11 protein-coding genes, 1 tRNA gene and 2 pseudogenes are annotated in these 20,376 nt (G+C 57.7%); 5 read left to right on the top strand and 9 right to left on the bottom strand.

The features are described from left to right. Positions 1-273 precede the first annotated feature (273 nt). Complete coding sequence (locus ACZK2G_RS20310; protein WP_478474220.1) at positions 274-681, bottom strand: integrase core domain-containing protein; 408 nt, start codon at positions 679-681, stop codon at positions 274-276. A gap of 473 nt (positions 682-1,154) precedes the next feature. Between ACZK2G_RS20310 and ACZK2G_RS20315 the strand changes: the two genes are divergently transcribed. After that, entirely contained in the window at positions 1,155-3,467 is a 2,313-nt protein-coding gene (locus ACZK2G_RS20315) for a type I restriction enzyme HsdR N-terminal domain-containing protein (RefSeq protein WP_088479550.1), read from the top strand. A 360-nt stretch (positions 3,468-3,827) separates the two neighbouring features. Here the strand turns inward: ACZK2G_RS20315 and ACZK2G_RS20320 are convergent, their stop codons facing one another. From ACZK2G_RS20320 to ACZK2G_RS20345, 6 genes are all read right to left on the bottom strand, one after another. Next, positions 3,828-5,984 carry a hypothetical protein gene (locus tag ACZK2G_RS20320; RefSeq protein ID WP_088479549.1) on the bottom strand — a complete coding sequence of 719 codons (2,157 nt, stop codon included), beginning with the start codon at positions 5,982-5,984 and terminating at the stop codon, positions 3,828-3,830. Next, positions 5,984-8,473 carry an ATP-binding protein gene (locus ACZK2G_RS20325; RefSeq protein ID WP_088479548.1) on the bottom strand — a complete coding sequence of 830 codons (2,490 nt, stop codon included), beginning with the start codon at positions 8,471-8,473 and terminating at the stop codon, positions 5,984-5,986. The genes ACZK2G_RS20320 and ACZK2G_RS20325 overlap by 1 nt, the downstream gene beginning before the upstream one ends. Before the next feature lie 75 nt (positions 8,474-8,548). Further along, positions 8,549-9,706: a cysteine desulfurase family protein gene (locus ACZK2G_RS20330; RefSeq protein WP_088479547.1), complete on the bottom strand. Its 1,158-nt coding sequence runs from the start codon at positions 9,704-9,706 to the stop codon at positions 8,549-8,551. Positions 9,707-9,715: 9 nt separating this feature from the next. Next, the gene (locus ACZK2G_RS20335) at positions 9,716-10,555 is read right to left on the bottom strand and encodes a phosphoadenosine phosphosulfate reductase family protein (RefSeq protein WP_088479546.1); all 840 of its coding nucleotides are present in this window, start codon (positions 10,553-10,555) and stop codon (positions 9,716-9,718) included. After that, positions 10,548-13,868: an ATP-binding protein gene (locus ACZK2G_RS20340; RefSeq protein WP_141097647.1), complete on the bottom strand. Its 3,321-nt coding sequence runs from the start codon at positions 13,866-13,868 to the stop codon at positions 10,548-10,550. Before ACZK2G_RS20340 ends, ACZK2G_RS20335 begins: the two co-directional genes overlap by 8 nt. Further along, positions 13,858-14,790, bottom strand: coding sequence for a DUF4007 family protein (locus ACZK2G_RS20345; RefSeq protein WP_088479543.1), 933 nt, complete (start codon positions 14,788-14,790; stop codon positions 13,858-13,860). The genes ACZK2G_RS20340 and ACZK2G_RS20345 overlap by 11 nt, the downstream gene beginning before the upstream one ends. Positions 14,791-15,619: 829 nt before the next feature. Between ACZK2G_RS20345 and ACZK2G_RS20350 the strand changes: the two genes are divergently transcribed. Next, a complete protein-coding gene (locus ACZK2G_RS20350) occupies positions 15,620-16,378 on the top strand; it encodes a YaaW family protein (protein ID WP_088479541.1) in 759 nt (252 codons plus the stop codon). Positions 16,379-16,591: 213 nt separating this feature from the next. Here the strand turns inward: ACZK2G_RS20350 and ACZK2G_RS20355 are convergent. Continuing rightward, positions 16,592-16,888, bottom strand: a pseudogene (locus ACZK2G_RS20355) (transposase); the annotation flags it as partial. Positions 16,889-17,134: 246 nt separating this feature from the next. Here ACZK2G_RS20355 and ACZK2G_RS20360 point away from each other — a divergent pair. Continuing rightward, complete coding sequence (locus ACZK2G_RS20360) at positions 17,135-17,926, top strand: DUF3800 domain-containing protein (protein ID WP_088479540.1); 792 nt, start codon at positions 17,135-17,137, stop codon at positions 17,924-17,926. A gap of 474 nt (positions 17,927-18,400) precedes the next feature. Next, positions 18,401-18,850 (top strand): annotated as a pseudogene (dndE, locus tag ACZK2G_RS20365) (DNA sulfur modification protein DndE). Positions 18,851-19,024: 174 nt separating this feature from the next. Here dndE and ACZK2G_RS20370 read toward each other — a convergent pair. After that, complete coding sequence (locus tag ACZK2G_RS20370; RefSeq protein WP_053443643.1) at positions 19,025-19,279, bottom strand: helix-turn-helix transcriptional regulator; 255 nt, start codon at positions 19,277-19,279, stop codon at positions 19,025-19,027. A 448-nt stretch (positions 19,280-19,727) separates the two neighbouring features. On the opposite strand from ACZK2G_RS20370, the gene ACZK2G_RS20375 reads away from it, so the two are divergent. Then, positions 19,728-19,820: transfer RNA gene (locus ACZK2G_RS20375), tRNA-Ile, on the top strand. Positions 19,821-20,376: the final 556 nt, after the last annotated feature.

The following is a 20,376-nucleotide window of genomic DNA, read 5'->3' on the forward strand; positions in this document are numbered from 1 at the left end:
GGCGTAACAGATGAGCACAGCCATTAGCCCAAGTATCATGAAGTTGATTGACTCGTTGGTTGAGTCCACGAGGGTCGCGACGGAGGCTCAGGTCTTCAGAATAAAGGAGGAGCTCTTCTTGGCTGGCGAGCAGAACGAGAGGCTGACTGCCGCTGCTCATGAGGTAGTCAATGGTCGGGAAACTCCCCCGCCGTCGCCACCCAAGCTGATGTAGCGCAGCACATCTCCCGCCTAATCTGATATCCAGATCGCTGCCCACAGGGTCATCAGCCGTTAGAGATTCCGCCCTCTTTTTGGCGCCAGGGAATTCGCTTGGGGCCCATGTTCTCCGGTGATTGCCGCAGGGATTTTCCACGCCAGTGCGCTGTGGGGACGCTCCTCGTTATAGAAACGCCGCCACGCTTCGATATCGCCCCTTTCGTCCGCCAGCAACAATAACCAGTGCTCGTTCAGACACTCCTGCCGCAGTCGGCCGTTGAGGCTTTCCACCATCGCATTGTCAGTCGGCATACCACGCCGGGAAAGCTCCCGCTCCACACCGTTCTCATAGCCCCAGCGGTCCATGACCTTGCCGGTAAACTCCCGGCCGTTGTCCACGTTGATCGCGTCCGGACTGCGCCGTTGCGCGACCAGCCGCGCCACCGCTTCGGCTACATCGTCTGCACGCAAGGACTGATCCACGTCGCCACGCCGTGATCCTGCATGCTGAGCGCGGGGGTCAATTCCGTAGAGCGGTGACTACTAACGGTATCTGTCAGGCCAACAGGTTAGGCCTTGGCAGCTACGCAACGGCTTAGACAACACCTGTGGGCGCTCGCACCAAGCACGCAACCAAAGAATGCCATTCGTTGACCGTATATCCAAGCCGGACACATTTGTCTCGGGGCAAAGCAAGATGCCGAGAGGGGCTCGTCATGGAACCCACGTGCTGAGGAGTTCCTTTCGTGTCGCAGAAGCTTCCTGGCCCCTACGCCATCAGCGCTGGAAGGAACTATTATGTCGCGCGGCGCAGAATGGATACTTGCCATAACAGCGCTGGCAGCGCTGTGTCTGGCACGAGCCACCACCTGCGGGCACCGCATACGAAGGATGTCGATCCGCTCGATCGTTGACTACATCAAGATTGCTCTACACACAAGGAAAGAGGCCAGTAGATGACCGACCAGAACAACGAAACCGACCTAGAGTCACGCATTGATGCAACACTTGCCCAGATTTTCCCCGGAGTTGATCTCGAGCACCAGCGGTACTTCAAACTTCATGTCGGTCACACGGTCCTTGAGAAGTCGAGCCGAGACTACGTGAATGGTCGCGCCGATGTTTTGGTTAAGCGAGACGGCGAGAATCTGGCCGTACTGGAACTCAAGCGCTCCGGCCTTCCGCTGACTGATGATGACGTCACCCAAGGCTGGTCCTACGCTGCACTGGCGGGGGCACCGCTCGTCGTAATCAGCAATGGATCGGACACCCGCATCCTTAGAACGCATGATCGCGCCCCGATCTCAGATTCATCATTGGATGCAGCCGAACTGACAAAGCAGTTGCAGTTTGCGGCGTCGGCTGCCGAAGCGTCGGTCACCAATGCCATTGAGCGACTGCTTGGCACCGATTTGGGCCTGCCTGCCACCCAGGCAATCAACAACGTTGAGCTAGGTGAGCAGAGTGGCAGTTGGATGGAGCGCGCGCCGTTTGTTGAAGACTTCCTTGTGCCACGAACAGTTACAGATGAGGTCCGTTCGATCCTGCAGGCGGGCGAGCACCGCGCAGTAGTGGTGTCAGGCGCTCCACTGTGTGGCAAGAGCTCGGTGCTGCGGGAGCTCGTAACCACCATGCCGACTACGGAGGCAATTCCTCTATATATCGACGGATACAATTGCTCTGAGGGCCTATTCCGCCGCCTGGCCAACGTGCTATCGGCCAAGTTTGGTTGGTCCACCAACCCTGACCAGGCCCGGGCCTGGCTAAGGAAAGTAGCGATTGATCCGGCCCGACCTGTCGTGCTGTGCATTGACGCACCAGGCGACTCCTCGCGCCTCCGTGCAGAGATCGACGAAATAATGACCGGCGATGTAGGCAATGTTCGCCTGGTTCTTGCCCTTGACGAGGCAGAGCTGGACAACTGGCTTATGAAGCCCGGAAGCCGCAATGAATCTCGACTGGGTAAAAAAGGCAAGGTGGTTACTGTAGACCACTACAGTGACAAGGAGTTCGAGGCAGCCAGCAGTCGCCTAGTTGAGCTCGGCGGACGCTTTGTTGACGGCTCGTCGTTCTCGCAGGAACTGCGAGCGCCCTGGGTTCTTCGAGCCGCGGTGGCGCCACAGATGGAGGCGGCAGAGTCCGAGCGCATCGCCGTGCTGCCACCCACCTTAGGATGGGACACGCTTCGTATCGCCGAGCAAAGATTTGACCGTCTGGGCGATCCTCAAGATGCCCTGGAGAGCGTGGCTCGGGCGTACCTTGAGTTCATTGTCACTTCCAAGTCAGGCGACTTGGATTTGGCCTCTCTCTATGACTTCCTTGTTGACTACCAGTTCTTGCGCGATCGCGTCGAGAAGGATGACATCAAGGCTCTCGTACAGGCCGGAATTCTTCAAGCCAGACGCTCGCGGGCTACCGCCACGCTGTACCACGTTCGTGTGCCACCCTTGTTTGCCGCCGCCATAACAAAGCGACTCCATGTCTCCGTTGAGAACATGCTGTCGGGTGACAAAGACCCCGAAACCATCGCAGGCTGGCTCATCAATCGTTGCTCTCGCATGCCGTTTGGAGATGTAATCGGCGCTGCGGTCGTCCATCGTCTACTCACGCTCACTCCAGGCGAGGCCGCGCTGCCGCTAGTGAATGCACTGCTGGACATGAAGCCTGCCCTTCAAAAACTCGTACCAGGGGCGAAGTGGCTCGCAGAAATCCCTGGTGTCGGCAACGTCGAGCTTGAACTGGCCGAGGGCCGCAACCTCTTGGTACGTCCACGTAGCAACCGATCTAAAGAATACATGGTCAAACTGGACGATCATGAGATGCCGACCATCGCGGATCAGCATGCGTGGCTGATTCTCTCTCAAACTCGATTGTTCAATGTTCTTGTCGGATCCAAGGGTCATTCAAATCTCATGAACGCTGCCGCCGAGATCTTGCTCGAAGTTGGAACTTGCCCGGTAATGCTGCGCAGGCCCGGCGAACAGGCAGAAGAGTTCCACTTCCATAACGTCGGCAGCACAGAAGTACCGTGCTCGGACATGGGCATTGTTGAGCCAGTTACCTGGGCGATCGCAGAGCTACTTTCGGGCAGGCCCTTCCGCGATGGCCGAGATGCCTGGGTCAAGCGGGCAGCTGAGTCAGACAGTGTTCCCCTGCTCGCTCGTGTAACTCAAGCACTGCAACACCTCAGGCAGGTCGCGGGGCATTCAGAATGGGCTGAGACGATGCTCAGAGATCACTGCCAGCCAAACTGGAAGGAAATCCACTGAAGATTCATTACCCAGCGCAGCTCTTGAATGCCGAGGGTGCGACTGCCTCTCCTCGGCGTGATTGCCGGACGACGATCAGCTAGTTGACTCAACCCGGACGATGATCCGTAGAGTCGCTCGGTAGAAGGCATGCCTAGTCTTACGCATGCCCTGCGCGCTCCTCCCGGCGGATAGACCGGGAGAGCGCAACGGATCTGCACCAGACAGGCGAAAGGCTTGGGCCACCGCGCGGGTCCACCGCATTGCTACATGGCGAGCAACCTGGAACAGCTTTGCTGGATCCCGCTCGCAGCACCGGCCGCAGTGAAGATCGCTCGTTGAAGAGGGTCTGGCTCCCCTGCGAGACTGACGCGCCACGTCTTACTTGTGGCCCGACACCAATACGAAAGCTACATGTCCGACCGGCTTCGACCTTGCGTTGACTTTTTTCTCAAGTGCTTCGGCGAGATCCGATTCACTCTGATCAGTGACTGAAACCACTCGGACAGCTGTGGCTAGGTTTCCACCGATTGGCTGAGCGCCTTTAAGTGTGACACCCCTGGACAGCGCATTCATGAGGCTCCCTTTGTTCTCTTCAGTCATCGGCTCATCAGCCTCACCCTCGCGGTGAGGCGCGATCAAATCGCGAACAAGCTCCACCGCGGCGGCAGCCTCTTCAATAGAGAACTGGATTTGCCAGCTCTGCACATCTTGGGTCATGCTCCAAGCACTGGACGAGAGTGGAACCTCTCGATTGATAAGCACCCACTTCTTCTCTCGATTGAGCTGGAAGATGTGCACTGGCCACCGGTAGAACTTGGGCATACGGATTTCGGCAACGCGCGTTGCCTGCGAAGCGAACTTGGCCAGGACGCGATAGGCGCTCTCGTAACGAAGCTGCCCAACAATTTGATAATCCTCCAGCTCACCTAGTAGATCGGAGATCCTTGGCGTGTACGCTTGGCGCAGATTCCAGTGAAATGCCTGGAAGCTATCAACATTGCGATCGCGGTGGAAATACTGGGACTCGACCATCTTCCCACCACCTTTCACTCCGACATCTACCGGCGCCAAGTCGCCACGGATGAAGAGATATCCGGCGTCCGTCACCTGGTCGAGCGACACGTGCTGGACATCACATGCTTGGGTGACATTCAGAATGAAGCGGCCGTTTGGGCGCCGCTCCTGCAGTACGGTGCCAAATCGCACATGCCGCTTCAGCCACTGGAGACGCTCAGCGGTAGCGGAACGCTGGAGTCGCTTTGCGTGCTCATCGAGCTGCTCCTCACGAGCTCCCGCAATCACTTCTTCCAGTCGCTTAACCACGTCCTGCCTGCCAGCCCTATGAGCCGGATCAGCGCTGTCTCCCGCAGCCGCTTCGGCGTCTCCGGCCACTTCAACGACCGGCTCTGCCTCACCCCTTTCCGCGTCAGGTACAGCGGGAACATCCTCATGAACCTGCCACCAAGCAGGCCGATGCCAGATCACGTCAGACATCAGGCTACGAATGCCAAACTGAGCATCACGGAGCTCAACACCCCTGTTAAGGATGGGCATTATCTTGTCGCGGTCGTTGTCCATCGCCGACTGGAGCGCCTTGACGCTCCTGAGAACATCACCGCGCTCTTCAGCCTCAGCGGTGACACGACGGCTGAGTAGATCTGACAGATACTCCTCAATCTCCATGGAGTCTTCCTTTGCAGTCGCCTCCAGCACTGCAAAGGCACTGCCGTCTAGATCCAGCAACCGGAGCTCCATGGCCTTTGCGGCTTGCTCCAGGCTAGCTTTCCAAGCCCGGACGAAGTTCTCCATGGGAATGATCAGGCGCCGCTGAGTCGCGAGCTGCGTCAGGGCCTGCGCCCACCGCTCCTTGGCGATCAGGCCTCCATTGCCTGGTGCGGGCGATGGCTTTTCTAGAATTCGGAAGCGAGCGCTCGATCGAGAAATATCCGTCTTAATCGTCTGCATGTTGGCCACCACACCACCACCATTAGACGTCATCAACACTACGAGAAGGGGCTTGTCCTCCTTTTCGTGAAGGTCCAACATTCTCCTGATGTAAGGCGCAGTCTCGGCCTCGCTGTCCCCTACCAAATAGTAATCAATCACCAGAAGATCAAAGATATCCGCTGGCGCCTGCACGGTAGCGCTAGGCACCGTGCGCAGGACGGGATCGTGGCCGGTCCACTCCTTCACCCACTCAATGATCTTGCGCACCGGCGCACCCGCATCCTTGATCTTGTCCCTGGCGGTCTCATAGGGGACTCGAATGGAATCCGGCGCTGCCGCCAGCACTTGCGGCTTGTGCAGACTGTCAAACAGCTCATTCTCATTGCCGGCTTTCGCGCCATGCTCGCTCGCAATGGCAATGAGTTCCTCTGTGTCATCATCGTCAGCATCGCGCAAGATGTCCGACACCAGATGTGAAGGATGTGAGGCCAGGTCGACTTCTCCGAGAGTCGGCCTATCACGCAGGTCGTCGTCGACGAACAGAACCCGTCGAATGCTGGCGTCCTGGATCAGTTCCTTGATGTCCATCATTGCTTCCTTGGTAGCTCAAGTACGAACGTGTTCAGCCCGCCCCCATCGCCGACGGAAGCTTCAAGAAACAGCTTCCCTTGGTGATACTCGGCGACCTCTCTAGCCAGATAAAGACCGTACCCCTTGCCCTTGGCTCGCAGGCTGAACCCGGGATGGAAGACACGCTCTCTGTCTGAGACTCTGACACCCGGTCCATTGTCTGTAACCGATACGGTATTTGAGCGCGGGTCGATGTCAATTGTGATCTTCGCCGGCACGGTCTTGTCATGCCGCTCGCCCAACCAATAGACCGAGTTGCTGATGAGGTTCTCAAGAGCAAGGCTGAGGAACCCTGGAACCATGTTCACAAGGAAGTTCCCAGAGTCGCTTGGCTTTTCGATGGCCAGGGAGATATCGTGCCTGGCGAAGCGCGTTTGATAGCCAGATACAATCGTCCTGACCAGGCGCTCCACGTCGATCTCTCGCTTCACGTGGCGCGCGCCCGGCATCAGGGGGTCCATCTGCCGCAGACGGACATTGATTGCGCTGATCTCCTGCTCAAGCTTGTCTAGCAGCTCCTGGGTCTCTTGGTCGGTTCGCCCAGAGATCTTCCTTATAAGCTCCCTGGTTTGAGCCGTGGTCCGAGTCAGCTCGTGCATCACGCCATGCATCACATTGCCGACGCCGGCGAGCTCGAGAATTTCCTCCCGTCCTTCCCCCGCTTTCTCTACAGCGTTTTCAAATTTCGTAACCTGCGCGGAGATGAAGTGCAGATGCGAGTCTAGAGAGCCGATGGCCGCCTTGAGTGGCTCAGGAGCTGCAACGCGAAGCGAAGCAATGTCTTGCTTAGCAAGTATCAGTCGGTCTGCGAGGGTCGAGGTTCCATCGCTAACCAGGCGCTCAAGATCTTGCTGCCGGGTCTTCTGATCCTCCATCTGCACCAACGCACGCAGCGGGTTGATTGCAACGCGAATAAGGAGCTCTTTGAGTGCCTCTACCTCAGGCGTCGAAATCAGTCCTTCTCGATTAGTCAGATCCCTGAGATTAGGATTGCCACGATGGGTGATCTCTAAAGCACCCATGACCTGGATCCGATTGACCACATAGCCACTGCCGCGAAGAGCCTTGGCATCCAGGCCCAGCCAGTCGCCATCCTTCTCGGATCCAGTGAAGCCGACACGGAAACCATCGCGATAGATAGCAATTCCGCCAGACCACATATCGAGCTCTCTTCGTATCAGGTCCCAATCCTGCTTGACCTTCTCGCGCAGCTGACGGCGATTGAAACGAAGGATGTGGAGCTTGAATGGCCCAATGGCCTTCAAGGTATCAAGATCGATAGGTGTCGCTTGCTCATTTGACGCAACGGCGCGCTTCTTGGCCTTCTTCCTTGCGCCATCGGTATCAGTCAGGATGCGTAAGACCGCACTAGCTGAGCGCGGCTGCTCTTCGGCCTGGTCCACCTCTCCGCCAGTACTCAGCTTCATCCACAGAAGAGGGTCAATCAGCGATGAGACCCCCCGGGGATCGAACCGAAGCTCAAGTACCTGGTCGGCGTGAGCACGCATCGAGTCATGAAGTGGAGGTGTCGCAATCGGCCTGGAACCGTTCACTGACACACGAATTTTGAATTTTCTGACGGCCGAAAAGGGACTGCGCAGGCGCCTGATGAATGATTTCAAGCCCCCGAGCTGCTCATTGTTCTCGGTCCAGTCATTTCTAAGCGGGAAGACACGCACCAAAGTGCCGCTAACGATCCCTTCCGGCACCTTGGAGGTACTCGTGGCGATAGGGATGTCACTGACTTGTAGATCAGCAGTATCAAATTGGCGCCAGTCAAACTCGACAGCCGTAGCTCGCGAGGAACCAACGGTCCAAGTCGTCACTTTCGCTCGATCACCCAATCTCATCATGGCCAGGCGACCAATCCCTTTATTGCCCAAGCGCTCAGTGCCGTCGGGGCTACTTGGATTCAGTACTTTGTTGTCAGTTCCCACTGTGAGGAAGACTGGGACAATCGTACTAGGAGCCATTCCATGACCTGTGTCAGAGACCTCGAGGTAATTCAACCTCTCCAGGATGTCCACAACAGTGTCTTCGTTGCGAGCGCGACCAATTTCTTCGATACACAGACCAAAGTGATCCGCGGCGATCTTCTTGAGGTCACGCTCCTCTGCCGCATTGTTCAACTCTACGATGACACCGCTCTTAACGTTCGCAAGCGACTCTGTGCTATCCCTGACCATCTGGATCAGGCTTGCTACCTCGGAAGGAGGAACCGGGCAGACGATCGTGACGTCGGCATTGGGAGAGCCTGCATCAAAGGCGTTCTTGACCAACTCATTGATCGCGATCTCATCGGACGTGATCAGCTCGCGGCCAAGATGCAGGATGGTGCGCGCGGCCACGCGGAATGACTTCGGGCCTGCCGGCTTCTTGCCTTTACTCGAAGCCACCTTCAGCTTCTGCCGTCGAACTGACACTGCCTTCTTATTGCGGGTTGCCATCGCTTCCACATCCCTTTGCTAGTTCCGCCAAGACTTCCATCCCCGCCGAGCTCTATTTCACTCCAGCAGGCGCCCCTAGATTGAATCTAGGACTTCACGGACGGCATCTGACATGTATTCGGCAGCCAGTGCAACTTCTTTAGAGGTAGTCGTCCGCCCAAAGCTGATCCTGAGTCCCTCACTTGCCGTCTCCTCATCCAAGCCAAGCTCCCTCAGCACCCTAGATGCCCTTAGCTCGCCAGCTGAACACGCCGCCCCAGTGGACACTGCCAATAGAGGCAATAGCCTGGCAAGCAAGTCTGGTGCCGCCACACCCGGGAACCGGACACTAAGGTGCCCAGGCAGGCGATCGGAGGGGTGACCAATGACAACAGGCGCTAGACCGCGGCCGGCGAGGGCCGCAATGAACTGCGAAGCCATAGCCTGCAGGTGATTACGCGCCTGTTCCATACGATCCCGAGCAAGCCGAGCGGCCACCCCCAATCCAACGGCCAGGTACGTGGGAACAGTGCCTGATCGAATCCCCGCCTGCTGCCCCCCGCCGTGAAATATTGGAAGCAAGTCCGCCTGATGACTGGGATCTACCCAGAGCACTCCGATCCCCGCCGGCCCGTAGAGCTTGTGACCAGAGATACTCAGCGTAGTCACGTGCATGTCCTGAACGGATATGCCGATATGCGCCGCCGTCTGGGAAGCATCCAGATGGAGAAGGTGGCCCCGGTCTGAAACAGCAGTGCCGATCTCAGTCAGCGGCTGAATAGTGCCGATTTCATTGTTGCCGTGCGCGAGCGCGACCAGAACCCTCCCCTGACTAGCCGCTAGTGCATTCTCTACCTCGCCGGCGGAGACACTACCGTGTGCATCATGCTTGAGCTGTCGGACGCGGCAGGAGCCACTCTGGCCAAGATAGCGGGCCACCTCGACGATAGAGCTGTGGTCCAAAGGGCTGAAGAGCAGCCCCTCGCCGCATGAGCCAGCCAGCCCTTTCAGGGCCAGGTTGTTTGATTCGGTCGCGCCGGAAGTGAAAACTACGCCATCCGGGTCAGCTTCAATGAGGTCAGCGATCTGTTGACGCGCATCCTCAACAGCTCTTGCCGCGCGATGACCAGGCAAGTGGTCAGCGTGAGGATTGGCATGCGAGCCGCCTAGCCATTCCATCATTGCATCTACGACTTCGGGCAACGGTGGGGCGGAAGAGGCAAAATCGGCATAGATGGGCGCTGGAGACTTCATCGGGCATCTCTATTTCTGGCAAATAACACAGGAGGTGGTCTCGCCAAATACCTCTTCCATTTCCACGCCAGCCGGCAACTCCACCCCTTGTCGAAGTGGATTGATTCGACCACGGCTCGCGGACTTCTCCTTCCGTCGCTCAAAGTCCCGCTCGATCGCCTCGATGCGCTCGGGCTGCTCCAGTTCAGTCAGGGATTCACGGTCACTCCAGGTGAATGGTGAACCATGTTCCAAGGCAGTCTTCTCATACATCTTTGCCTCTTCAAATCGTTCGGGATGCTGCTGCTTAAGCCGTACCCACTCGATCTTTTGCTGGAAGAAGCAGAACGTGCAACCACTGCGAGACCGCCATTCGTAGTACTTGGGCAGTCCGACGCCGGCACCGTCCAGTAGCTCCATCACGCCCGAGTGGTCGACGCCTGCTTCTCGGAATGGGAGGTGTACGGTCAAGTTACGATGACCAGAGTCGTATCCTTCGCGATGGTTCTCATCCGAACGAATAGCTACATAGCTATGGACCGTGTCTCCCGCATCGAGCCAAGGCTTGATCCAATTCCGGAACGGGGTCAGCTTGAGCTGACGGGTGCACCAACGGCTCCGAGGCGAAGGAAGAAAGTTGTTGTACTCGCGCAGCCAGAAGTCGAAATCGCGCTGAGGATTGAGCCTGAGAATTTCTTTACCTAGGAACCCTTCGAGACTACCAAGGAAGTCGTAGACCTCCGGCAGCTCCTTGCCGGTGTCAGTGAAGAAGTACTTGAGATCCAACTCAGGATGGTTGAGCCGCATGTAGACCGCTAGTGCCGCGCTGTCCTTGCCCCCAGAGATACCCAGAACATGATGTTCAGCCATTACTGACCTCCGCCTCCATTGCGCCCTCAAGCATCGCTGCGCCCGCCTCTGCCAAGGCAGCGAGGTACAGCTCCTTCGTCAGGCCGTCTCTTTTCGCTGCAGCCAGAATTACGTCGCGAACCTGAGAGATCACCTCTCGATCCTCGTCTGCCACATCGATGGTGGCACTGACGGTTTTCTGGCTACCGAAGGCCACAGCTAGCGCATGACGGCCCGACGGACGCCCCTGGACAGAAGCCAAGAGCTCCAGTCGCCGGAACTGAAACGCCCAGTCGGCCAGCTGAATGCCAGCGCGCTCTACGTCCTGATCGGTGAAGTCGCGGGCAGCACGGTTGGTGGCGAGTGAGGCCAGACTCTCATTTTGAGTAGAAAGCCCATCGTATTCAGCCAGTCTCGAGACAAATGCATCGATTCGGAAGTCGCCTGTCCTGCCTGCAATGGCTTTCGCTCGCGACCGAAGTCGAGACAGCGGCCCAGTGTGCGCCAGAGAAATCAGCATTTGATCCCCGAGCTTACTTAGTACTTGGTTGTAGGCGGAGTCGAGCTCATTGACGACGTTGATGATGACATCAACGATCTCTTTGCCCGGCTTGAGGCCAAGTGCGTCGGGAAGGTCAACGAAGATCGTCTTGAGCGGATCAGATGCGCGCAGCAGAACAGATCGGACATTCCGGGCCGGCTCACTGACCGATGTAGTCTTGCGAGTCCACGTAGGAAGCGAGAATGCCCAAGCCACAAGCGCTCTAGCCGAGTCCAACGGGTCGGCCTGCACAGGTCGATCAGCAATAGGCTCAAGGCGGCGAGCAAGCTGCCGCAGCATCTTGCGCGCACTCTCATCAATGTGAAGCCACTTCCAACCAATTCGAGCTGCATCCTGGAGCCACGCATCGGAATCCGCGTCGCTCATCTCCGGCGTGAACATGCCATCGATGTACAAGGTGATCTCGCTTCGATGGGCCAAGAAGAAGGCCAATGCGAATATGGGAAGCAATCCATTACGCACGCCATAAGGAGCCTGCCTGGCCGTTTCAAACAGCGCGGACAGGGGAACCGTCGACCGCGACTGGACCAACTGCGCCTTCCAGTCCTGCCAGAGCGCGACGATGCTTGAGCCCCCCATCTCCTCCAGTTGAGCGAGCGTTCGGAAGCCCGTTGATGTCCCGTTGAGTCCGTGGAGCTGGAGCGGCGCCAGTATGGTGTGATAGAGGCCAGCTTCAGCTGGGTAACCCTCAAAGCCGAGCTCTTCCTGATCGGCATGGGAGAGCATGCGGTGCATCAGAAGGCGTTGTGCCTTCGCGGCATTGGAGGACAACGTGTCTCGATTGACGAGCTCACTAAAGACCAGAGGCGCCTTGGCAAAGGCCTTCTCGCACACGACACTGGCGATGGGTGAGAGGCCATCGTCGACAGTACTAGTCAGAACCTCTGACCCAATATGCCACGTAGCCGTGGAGAACGCCTCGCGCAGATCGGCGTCCAGCGCGTGGCGGGCATGTTCCAACCTGGCGGAAATCTCCCGCCTGGCCACAGCATCGCCGTCAAGCTGAGGCGTCGCCTTGGCCACCTGCTCCAAGGCCGCCAGCTCGGTTGCCTGTTCAGCCAAGCCCAAGTGGAGCTTGGGCACACCGATGGCATTGAGCGAATCCTCGCAGCGCTTGACCAAGGCCATAGCTGCATCACGAAGCGCCTGGGGAGTGGTCTCTTCATCCGGGACAAGCAAGATGAAACGCCCTGCAGTGGACTCTCTGGAGGAATCGAGCATGTCACCGGCGGCCTTCGGCGTGGCGACCACCCGCTCGAACCAACGCAGCGTCCCGGTCAGGAAATAGTGTTTACGGGCACTCAAAGCCGGCAGCGTACCCACTTGGCGGAACTGTTGGTCAATAGAGAGAGTACGCTTGCCTTTAGCCTGCTCAACCGCAGCTTCAATATCAAAGTCACTGCCGGCGTACACGGCCCAGGCAGACAGGTGCTTTCGGTACACAGCAACGCTGGACGTCACAAGATCCGCGAGAGCGCCTGCGATGTCTTTTGAACTGTGGCCAGGAATGCTCTGCTGGAGAACCTCATTGGTCGCCGCAACGCCAGAGCCGTTGCGGAACATGTCAATCAGAGCGATCGTCTTTATCAGAGCTACATGAAGTTCATGGAAGCGAGCCTCAACACGCTCAATTGCATCACTCGCGACCGCCCAACGGTGTCCGTCGGCCGATGCCAGGATCGCCGGCTCAAAGTTGACGCGCAGATAGTCCCAGAAACGTGCCGGGCTATAGACACTGGAAATCTCCCCCGTCTGACCTCGCAGGAACTCCTGGAACCCCAATGGCTCGGACGAACTAAGGAACCCAAACACGCTTCGCTCGTTCTGACCAAAGCGCCGACGTGAACACGGCCCCAGCAGAGCTGCGGTGACAGGGTGAAGTGGCCAGCATGCGTCCAGCGCAGCGGCAAGCGTAGGGGGCGAAGACGGGCGTCGCAACCTAATCTGGTCCGCAATCGATCGGCTGACCTTGAGCGATTTGGGATGCGCCTGCTCGGACTCTATCGCGCCACCAATGAGACCAATAACTTCGTCCGTGCCAGCGACAACAGGGATGTCTACAAAGCGGCCTTGGACCTTGGCCCATTCGGCTTGAATGCCACGGTGCGACCTGCCGACGTACTGCTCAAATGCCTGGTGCAGTACGCCGACGATGACAAGACGCCCCTCACAGCGACTAGCTGCTTCGGCCAGCTCCTGCAGCAGATAGATATCCTCGCCCGCTGCAGCGGCAGCCTCAAGCAGCTTACCCATTTCGTCAAGGATGACGAGCACGCCACCAACATCAGGATTTTCGGCGCGCTTGATTAGCTCACCGACAACATCACGCACCCCCTCTCGCATGCGCTTAGCGCCACGTAGAGGTGCGTACTTATCAATCGCTTGGCTCAAGGCTGCCTCAAGCGACTGCCGTCGACCGACCAAGGGAATTACAGCCCACGCCTTGCGGCCGCCGAAGGCACGAGTGACTTCGCTGGCTGCATCGAGACCAAGCGCAGCCTTGGCCCGCTTGCGCACCTGCGGCGTACCACCTGACAACTGCGCCAGCGCCAGGGCAAGGGTTGACTTGCCACCACCGTATGGTCCTGTCCAGGTAAAAGCTCGCTGCTGGGAAGACGCTACGTAGCGCGCCGTCGTCTCTAGAGCGAGCTCGCCACTGCCATGCAGGACATAGCCATCGAGCGCATCCTCTCGAGCAAGATCAGATTCGAGCTGCACCGAGCGCTGAAAGCGCGAGGCGACCTGTACCATCGGACGCGCATTACTTGCCATAAGCCTTCCTGAATAGGTCTGCAGTAAGCTCTTCGTGAGCCCCGCGAATCTGACGACTGACTTGCCTCACCCCGGCGGTATCAGTCCATCTGAGCTGACCATCCGTCAGCGACTCGAGCCCTGACAACCGGTCTTCGATCCCCCTCTCGTCAAGCTTGAACACTCTTCCTGGAGAACCGTATTCGTGCGAAATGGCCTCGAAGGAGAGGGTCGCTTGACCGGTACCGAGCCGCAGGTCACGCTCTGCCCAGAACTCGAGCAACGCCATCGCAAATATTCCGTCGGGCAAAGAGCGCTGCGAGCTGCGCAGGAAGGAGAAGCTTCCGCCCGCCCCTTCATTGATCAGCCCAAGCTCAGACAAAAGAGGTTCAACCGCTTCGTCACCGCCGCGCCCATCGCGCTTGGCTGCATAGCAGCGCAGGCAGACCTCGACGTCACGCTTGAGGGTCACTCTGGATGTCTTGTGACCGGCCTGCTCGACCGTCGACTTCAGCGAATCGGTCAGTCGCTCCACATCAAATGCGTGTTGCGCCCCCTGATTGAAGACCCACCACCACGTGGTTGAGCGCTGTGCTCGTCCGGCGAGGAGCCAATGAACCCACCACGCGGTGGCCGGGCGCTCCAAGAATGGATCTAGGCCACCACTACCAAAGAGGGCATGACCGGTCGTGCCGATGGAAATGCGTCCATCCCGCGCTTCTGTCATGACGTCACAGGCCATTGCCCAATGGCGAATGGCGGCCACCATGTTCTTGCCCACACCAAAGCGGCGTATCCCAACTTCAGGGGCAAAGACCTCCTTGGCCGGGCGCCCCTCTCCCTCTACGGCAGCGTCGTAAGCCTTTCGCAACCACAGTTGCCGGAGAGGAAACGTTTCGTGGCCAGAAAACTGAACGAGCGGAGGGAGCGGAATCGAGGTCATGGGCAGAGTCTACTGGTGGCATCCACCAGCTCAAAGTTGCATCTGGTGGCATCCACCAGCTACAACTGCCTCCGCAGCAAAAAATACACCTAACCCATTGACACACAAGGATATATCTGGAAGTTTCGACGATTTGACCTCAGACGCTAATTTCCCCGGGTCTCGTCCAAGTGCGCGAAAACACGTCTGATCGATGCTTCGGCGCGATTGCTAGCCAGCACGGCGGGCCCTCCAAAGCTCGAGGGCTTTAAGGCGCCAGGTCTACAAGACCTGCAGGTGCCGAGCAGCGTGCGCTCGAAGAAGTCAAAAAGCCACTAAAGAAGCGCATCAACCTGCCGATAGGAGACATGGCTTCGCGCGCACAGCGTCAGAAGCGCTTCCCATCAAGGATGAGACAAAGGAGCACGTCCATGGTAGTCAGCGTCAGGGTCAAGTACCAGATCAAGATCAAGGGCTACTCACTCCGCAACGTAGGCCCAATCGGCATCTCTGCCCAGGCCAAGACGGAGAGCGCGGTAATGGAAGCAATCCGCAAGCGAGAGTACGCATCCGCCAAGCAGGTTGAGAGCATCGTAATTCTCAGCATTCAGTAGCGGGATCGCTGCGGGACTACCTGCTCGCCGCGCAGATCACCCCCAACCAACACCCCCTTCTCCCGCCCGGCGCATGCGTCCAGAGCACCGTGACCTGTACCTAAGGTCCGCGCGGGCTTCTACGGCGTCTGATCAGCCCACGGGTGCGGGCTCAATCGGGATCCACCCAAAAGCGGCCACAGGCCTGTCCGGCGGCGCCCACAGGCACATTTCATCGCAACACAAAAGGGAATTACATGGCTTACCGCAGTGACGCTGACCTTGAATTTCTGGGCCAGCTGCAGTCAGAAGACCTGAACGACCTCGTCTATTGCCTTACGCATGACAAGGATGGCTCGCCGCGATTCACGGAGGAGCTGACCATGCATGAGCGATACAAGAATTTCAGTCCAGATCATCATCAGTACTGGGAACAGATTGCCGCAGAAGTCCAGTGCTTCGGAGCGAACACCTTTGCCACCATGTTCCGAGGCGGCAAGGGCGTTCAGTACAAGGAAGTGCTGATGGACGTCTGCGACAAGATGAAGGTCAACTACAGCAAGAATTCGAGCGTAGAGAAGATTGAAAGCAATCTTCTAATGAAGATCCTTACGGATGCACTTGAGAAGATGACTCCGGAGGAACTGAGAGAGTTGGCACAGTCCACCGGGGTCAAGAACACCAATGGCGTCACGGCCGAAACCATGGTCGGCGTGTTCCAGACGGTGTTCCGCATGGGGGGCTTCAGGTCGTACCAGCTGACCACAATCATCGTCAACGCTATCCTGAAAGCACTCATTGGCCGCGGACTCTCCTTTGGTGGCAACATCCTGCTTTCCAAGACGATGGCGCTGCTGACCGGTCCGATTGGATGGGTCATCACCGGACTGTGGACGGCAATCGACGTCGCAGGCGCTGCATATCGAGTCACCATCCCCGCGGTCATTCAGGTCGCTGCTCTTCGGCAGAAGCATCTCTACCAGCATCTCGCTCAAGAGGTTAGCTTCGACAACTGATCTCCAACCTGGGGAGCGCTGGACACTTGCGCTCCCCAACTCAGCAGGAGGTGCGGTTCACTACGTTAAGCCCGCAGAGACCGCACAGCAATTTTCGCCCGCTCGAAGTGGCCTCGCATCACGCCAGATTTCACGGTGCAGATCGGAGATGGCGAGTAAACGCACAACTGCAAAAACCTATATTTGACAAGGCGGCAACGCTTGCAGCGCCAGGGAGCTCATCCGCTGCTGCAGCCGACGCGTGGCAGTAAAAAGGTCGCGCTCTTCAGTCAGACGTTTCACCTCGGCCTTCAAACGCCGAACCTCGGCTGAGTCCTGGGGCGTCGGCAACATCGCCCCCCCCTTTGGCGTGCCCGCCAAGGCCTCGCTCTTGGCCCTGCGGAGCCATTGGTAAAGGCTGTGGGATGAGACCCCCAGCCGCTTGGCAACCTAGGCTACAGCAAAGCTCCTTTGGGTAACCTACTTGACCGCTTCGGCCTTGAACTCATCCGTGTACTGCTTGCTCGCCATAGACACCTCTCTCGCTTCCATTGATTATGGCTCTGAGATGTCTACAAAATCCTGGCCGGTCCACCCTTCGCGCCTGGGTCGGACCAGCGCAATGCTCGGCCTCACTAATATGGCAGCCCACTTGTTCGCAATGCGGTAACGTTCTAGGATCAAATCGATCAACAGCAGACTGTTGAACGGAAGCGTGAACTTATCTGGCTAGGAGCCTGATGTGGCTTCTAGTGGCCGTGGCTCAAGGAGGGCATCATGTACATTGCGATTGACGACACCTACTCATCCAACGTCACGATCGATTCAAACTATGTAACTTCGAATCGGAGGACAAACGTGGCGGTTTGCTTCGCAGACGATGAGGTTGAGCATGTTCGCGAGGAGCTTAATAGCTGTCTTGATGAGCTCACAGAACTGCTTGGAAAGCGACCGAGCGAATTTCATTTCGTAGAGATCGTCAACAAGAAACGCGACTGGATCTCGCTAAGTGACGATCACGTCCTGAGATTGCTTTCGTTTTTTGTGAAAATCTACAACCATTACCGGTGGCCAGTTCTGATTCAGACGGTCGATGACCGTACCTTCGCTGATCACGGAGTTGCGATCGCGACCAATGTGCACGGATTAGATCCTCAGAAGAAGGAGGATCAATCACTGTTCCTCTTGATCCTCAAGTTGCGTCAGTTCTTGAAGGGTCAGAAGGTTGTGCTCATCATGGACGAAGGGCGCGGGGATCCCGGCGACGAGTTCGGAAAGGACTTCTTTCCTGATTGGACCGGGAGTTTTGAGGGTTACTACGAAAGCTCAAAGCAAGAGCCCTTGTTGCAGATTGCGGACTTCATTGCCTATGCGATCAACAGGCTTACCAACTTGTCGACGAAGAGCAATCGGAGCTCGCGCGAGCAAGAGCAGATCAGAATTTTGGGTCAGCTCGATCTCAATAGCGATGACGTGAGGATCGCCAAGGTGCGACCAGAATTCGGTCGTGCAGAATTCGACGCCCTTCACCTTGAGGACCGCAAAGCAAAGGGTCTCGAGCCAAGATGACGGGGGGACGTCGCCGCCCCAGTAAACGCATCCTGAGTGCTAGGAAACCAATTGCGGAGGTACTCACCCCCTGGAAATCGAACGACTAAACGAAGGCCGGGACGACTTCAGCAGACTCCATGGAATCGTCAGCAAACGCCGTATCGCTCTCGTGCGTTGTTCAGCATCATCTCAAACTCTGCAGGACGCCGTCCTTGAGAGCGTTGAATGGCCGAAAGTGTCCACTTGAACTCACGACTGTCCCTAAGCCCCAACACGTGTGTCAGGCGGCGTATCAATCGTTTGGTGTCAACATAACGGAGCAGAAATGATAGGCGATCAGTCGCTGATTCTGGTCTAGCTCCCTTCACAGAGTCGATGAGCGTCTGCACGCCATGCCCCACGCCCTGGAAGGCGTCATCAATTTCTGCAACCCGCTGGTTCAGCGCTTGGGACAGAACTGGCCCTGGCTTATCCCACATGAAGGCGGGAGGGATGGCATCTCCCTTCGCGTGCAGAGCTGCACACGCCGGAGCGCTATCCAGCAAATATTCGCACTCAAGCAGAGTCTTATCCGACAGTGCCAAAGACCAGCTCATGCGTCTTCGGCGATCCACAGGAATCAAACACTGGAACGCATTGTGCCGGTGGGCGCTCTGTAGATCCATCGCCGACCCTCGCCCAGTTGGAGCTTGACGCCTGATCGCGGCAAGCAACGTCGAGCTTAGCTGGAAAGTCCTCACGGGCGATCACGGAGATGTCTATCTTGCGCTGCTGAAGCAAAGGTGTGCCATTGATGGCTCGGCCTCCGATGATGGCGCCCTGACGGTTCTTCTACGTCGTCACGTACACCGAGGAATTGCGATGCTGGCAAGCGGCGACTCGTTGCCCGCTCTTCACTCACTGTGCCAGATGGCGCTTCCAGCCACCGATTTCGCAAACTAGTCTGGTCTTAGTCGCATTAAGCCGGAACGCCCAATGCTCAGGATGCGATGCTAAGCGGGGGGACAATAGATGCTAAGAACCGCTTGGTTTGGCCGGCGCCGAGGGTGCGATGACGTGAGATGTGACGCTCTCCATCCTCAGATGCGACAGCTTAGGGGCAAAATTCCGTGATCATCAGACCGAATCGGACTGGAGATCCGTTAGGAGGGCGAATGCGTCCTCCTTGGAGATCTCGAGTACGCGGCACAGCTGGACGAACTCGACAACGTCGAGACGACGCGCCCCCGCTTCTACCGCCGACAGTGCCTGCTGGGACCAGCCCAGTGCCCTCGCCACCTCTGTCTGACTTCTCGCCAGCGCCTCACGTCGAAGCCGTAGGGCTTCGATCAAGCTTCTATACTCGGCCTGGTAGATCGTTTTTCGAGCCATCGAACCATCGCCGGACTTGGGCGATTGGCAAGGTATGGCTCACGCACCGATTACATGAAAATCGTGTAGTATCGGTTCGGCCGTGGAGCGTGGCCGTGGACGTCCGGGCGCTTTCAGCCTGACGCGTTGGCCGCGTCCAGCCGGATCAGGAGACAAAATGATCGAAGTGATCTTGAGTTGGTCTGTTCGTGAGGTCCGAGACGGAGTACCTGGCCCAGAAGTCCAAGCCGTGACTGACTTCCGGCTCGGTGTGGGGGCGCGCAATTCGGGTGCTGAGGCTTTCAGGGATAGCCTTCTTCGACAGCTGTCCATTTATTTGGCGGAAACGGTCTTCTTGGATGTGGTACGCGTAGCAGAGCACCGCCGGGACCTGCTCGCCGGTGAAGCCGCGCGATGAATAGGGTTTTTACTTCATATCACCGAATACGGGGGCGTGGTCCATTGACATGCCCCTGTAGCTCAATAGGTAGAGCAGCGGTTTTATAACCCGTCAGCGCCAGATAAGCGGCTTGTGTCGGTTCGAGCCCGACCAGGGGCACCATCTATCGCACGGACCTGTTGTATCGACTCGTGTCAATCCCCTCGAGTCACCCTCACTCGACGTGCCTCACTTAGCCGGAGCTAGCCTCTATGCGAAGCGTTGGAAGGCCGATCCCACTGGAGCATCTTGCAGTCGCGCGGCGAACCGAACTCGCCAGTCAATGGCCGACTGCAGCCGAAGTTGAGCAAGCTCTTGGTGTCGAACGAGGTCGCCCAGCGCCATCCGCTATGCAAATGGTTTGTGAAGGAAGGCTTCTGGCGGCCTATCTTCCTGATTCGGGTGGTAGCTGGCGCTTTCCACCCTGGCAGTTCGGCAGGGATGGCAAGCCGGTCCGTTACCTCGCGGACATCCTCGGATCGATTTGGGGCACAGGCGAAGCTCTCGATGCCAAAGGAAGAACAACTGGCTGGGCAGAGATTGAGTGGTTTATCGCCGGCCATGCCCTTCTGGATGGGCGATCGCCTGCAGAGCTGCTCGCAACAATGCCCTACCAAGTCTTGAGGGCCGCGCTTGCTGAATTCCAGTCAGAGAACTGACCAGGCATCGGCAGAAAAGT

The organism is Stenotrophomonas sp. 107298_Sma, assembly GCF_056480345.1.

Coding starts and splice junctions, on each gene's coding strand:
- ACZK2G_RS20315 (WP_088479550.1), top strand. CDS start 1,155: ATGACCGACCAGAACAACGAAACCGACCTAGAGTCACGCATTGATGCA.
- ACZK2G_RS20320 (WP_088479549.1), bottom strand. CDS start 5,984: ATGGACATCAAGGAACTGATCCAGGACGCCAGCATTCGACGGGTTCTG.
- ACZK2G_RS20325 (WP_088479548.1), bottom strand. CDS start 8,473: ATGGCAACCCGCAATAAGAAGGCAGTGTCAGTTCGACGGCAGAAGCTG.
- ACZK2G_RS20330 (WP_088479547.1), bottom strand. CDS start 9,706: ATGAAGTCTCCAGCGCCCATCTATGCCGATTTTGCCTCTTCCGCCCCA.
- ACZK2G_RS20335 (WP_088479546.1), bottom strand. CDS start 10,555: ATGGCTGAACATCATGTTCTGGGTATCTCTGGGGGCAAGGACAGCGCG.
- ACZK2G_RS20340 (WP_141097647.1), bottom strand. CDS start 13,868: ATGGCAAGTAATGCGCGTCCGATGGTACAGGTCGCCTCGCGCTTTCAG.
- ACZK2G_RS20345 (WP_088479543.1), bottom strand. CDS start 14,790: ATGACCTCGATTCCGCTCCCTCCGCTCGTTCAGTTTTCTGGCCACGAA.
- ACZK2G_RS20350 (WP_088479541.1), top strand. CDS start 15,620: ATGGCTTACCGCAGTGACGCTGACCTTGAATTTCTGGGCCAGCTGCAG.
- ACZK2G_RS20360 (WP_088479540.1), top strand. CDS start 17,135: ATGTACATTGCGATTGACGACACCTACTCATCCAACGTCACGATCGAT.
- ACZK2G_RS20370 (WP_053443643.1), bottom strand. CDS start 19,279: ATGGCTCGAAAAACGATCTACCAGGCCGAGTATAGAAGCTTGATCGAA.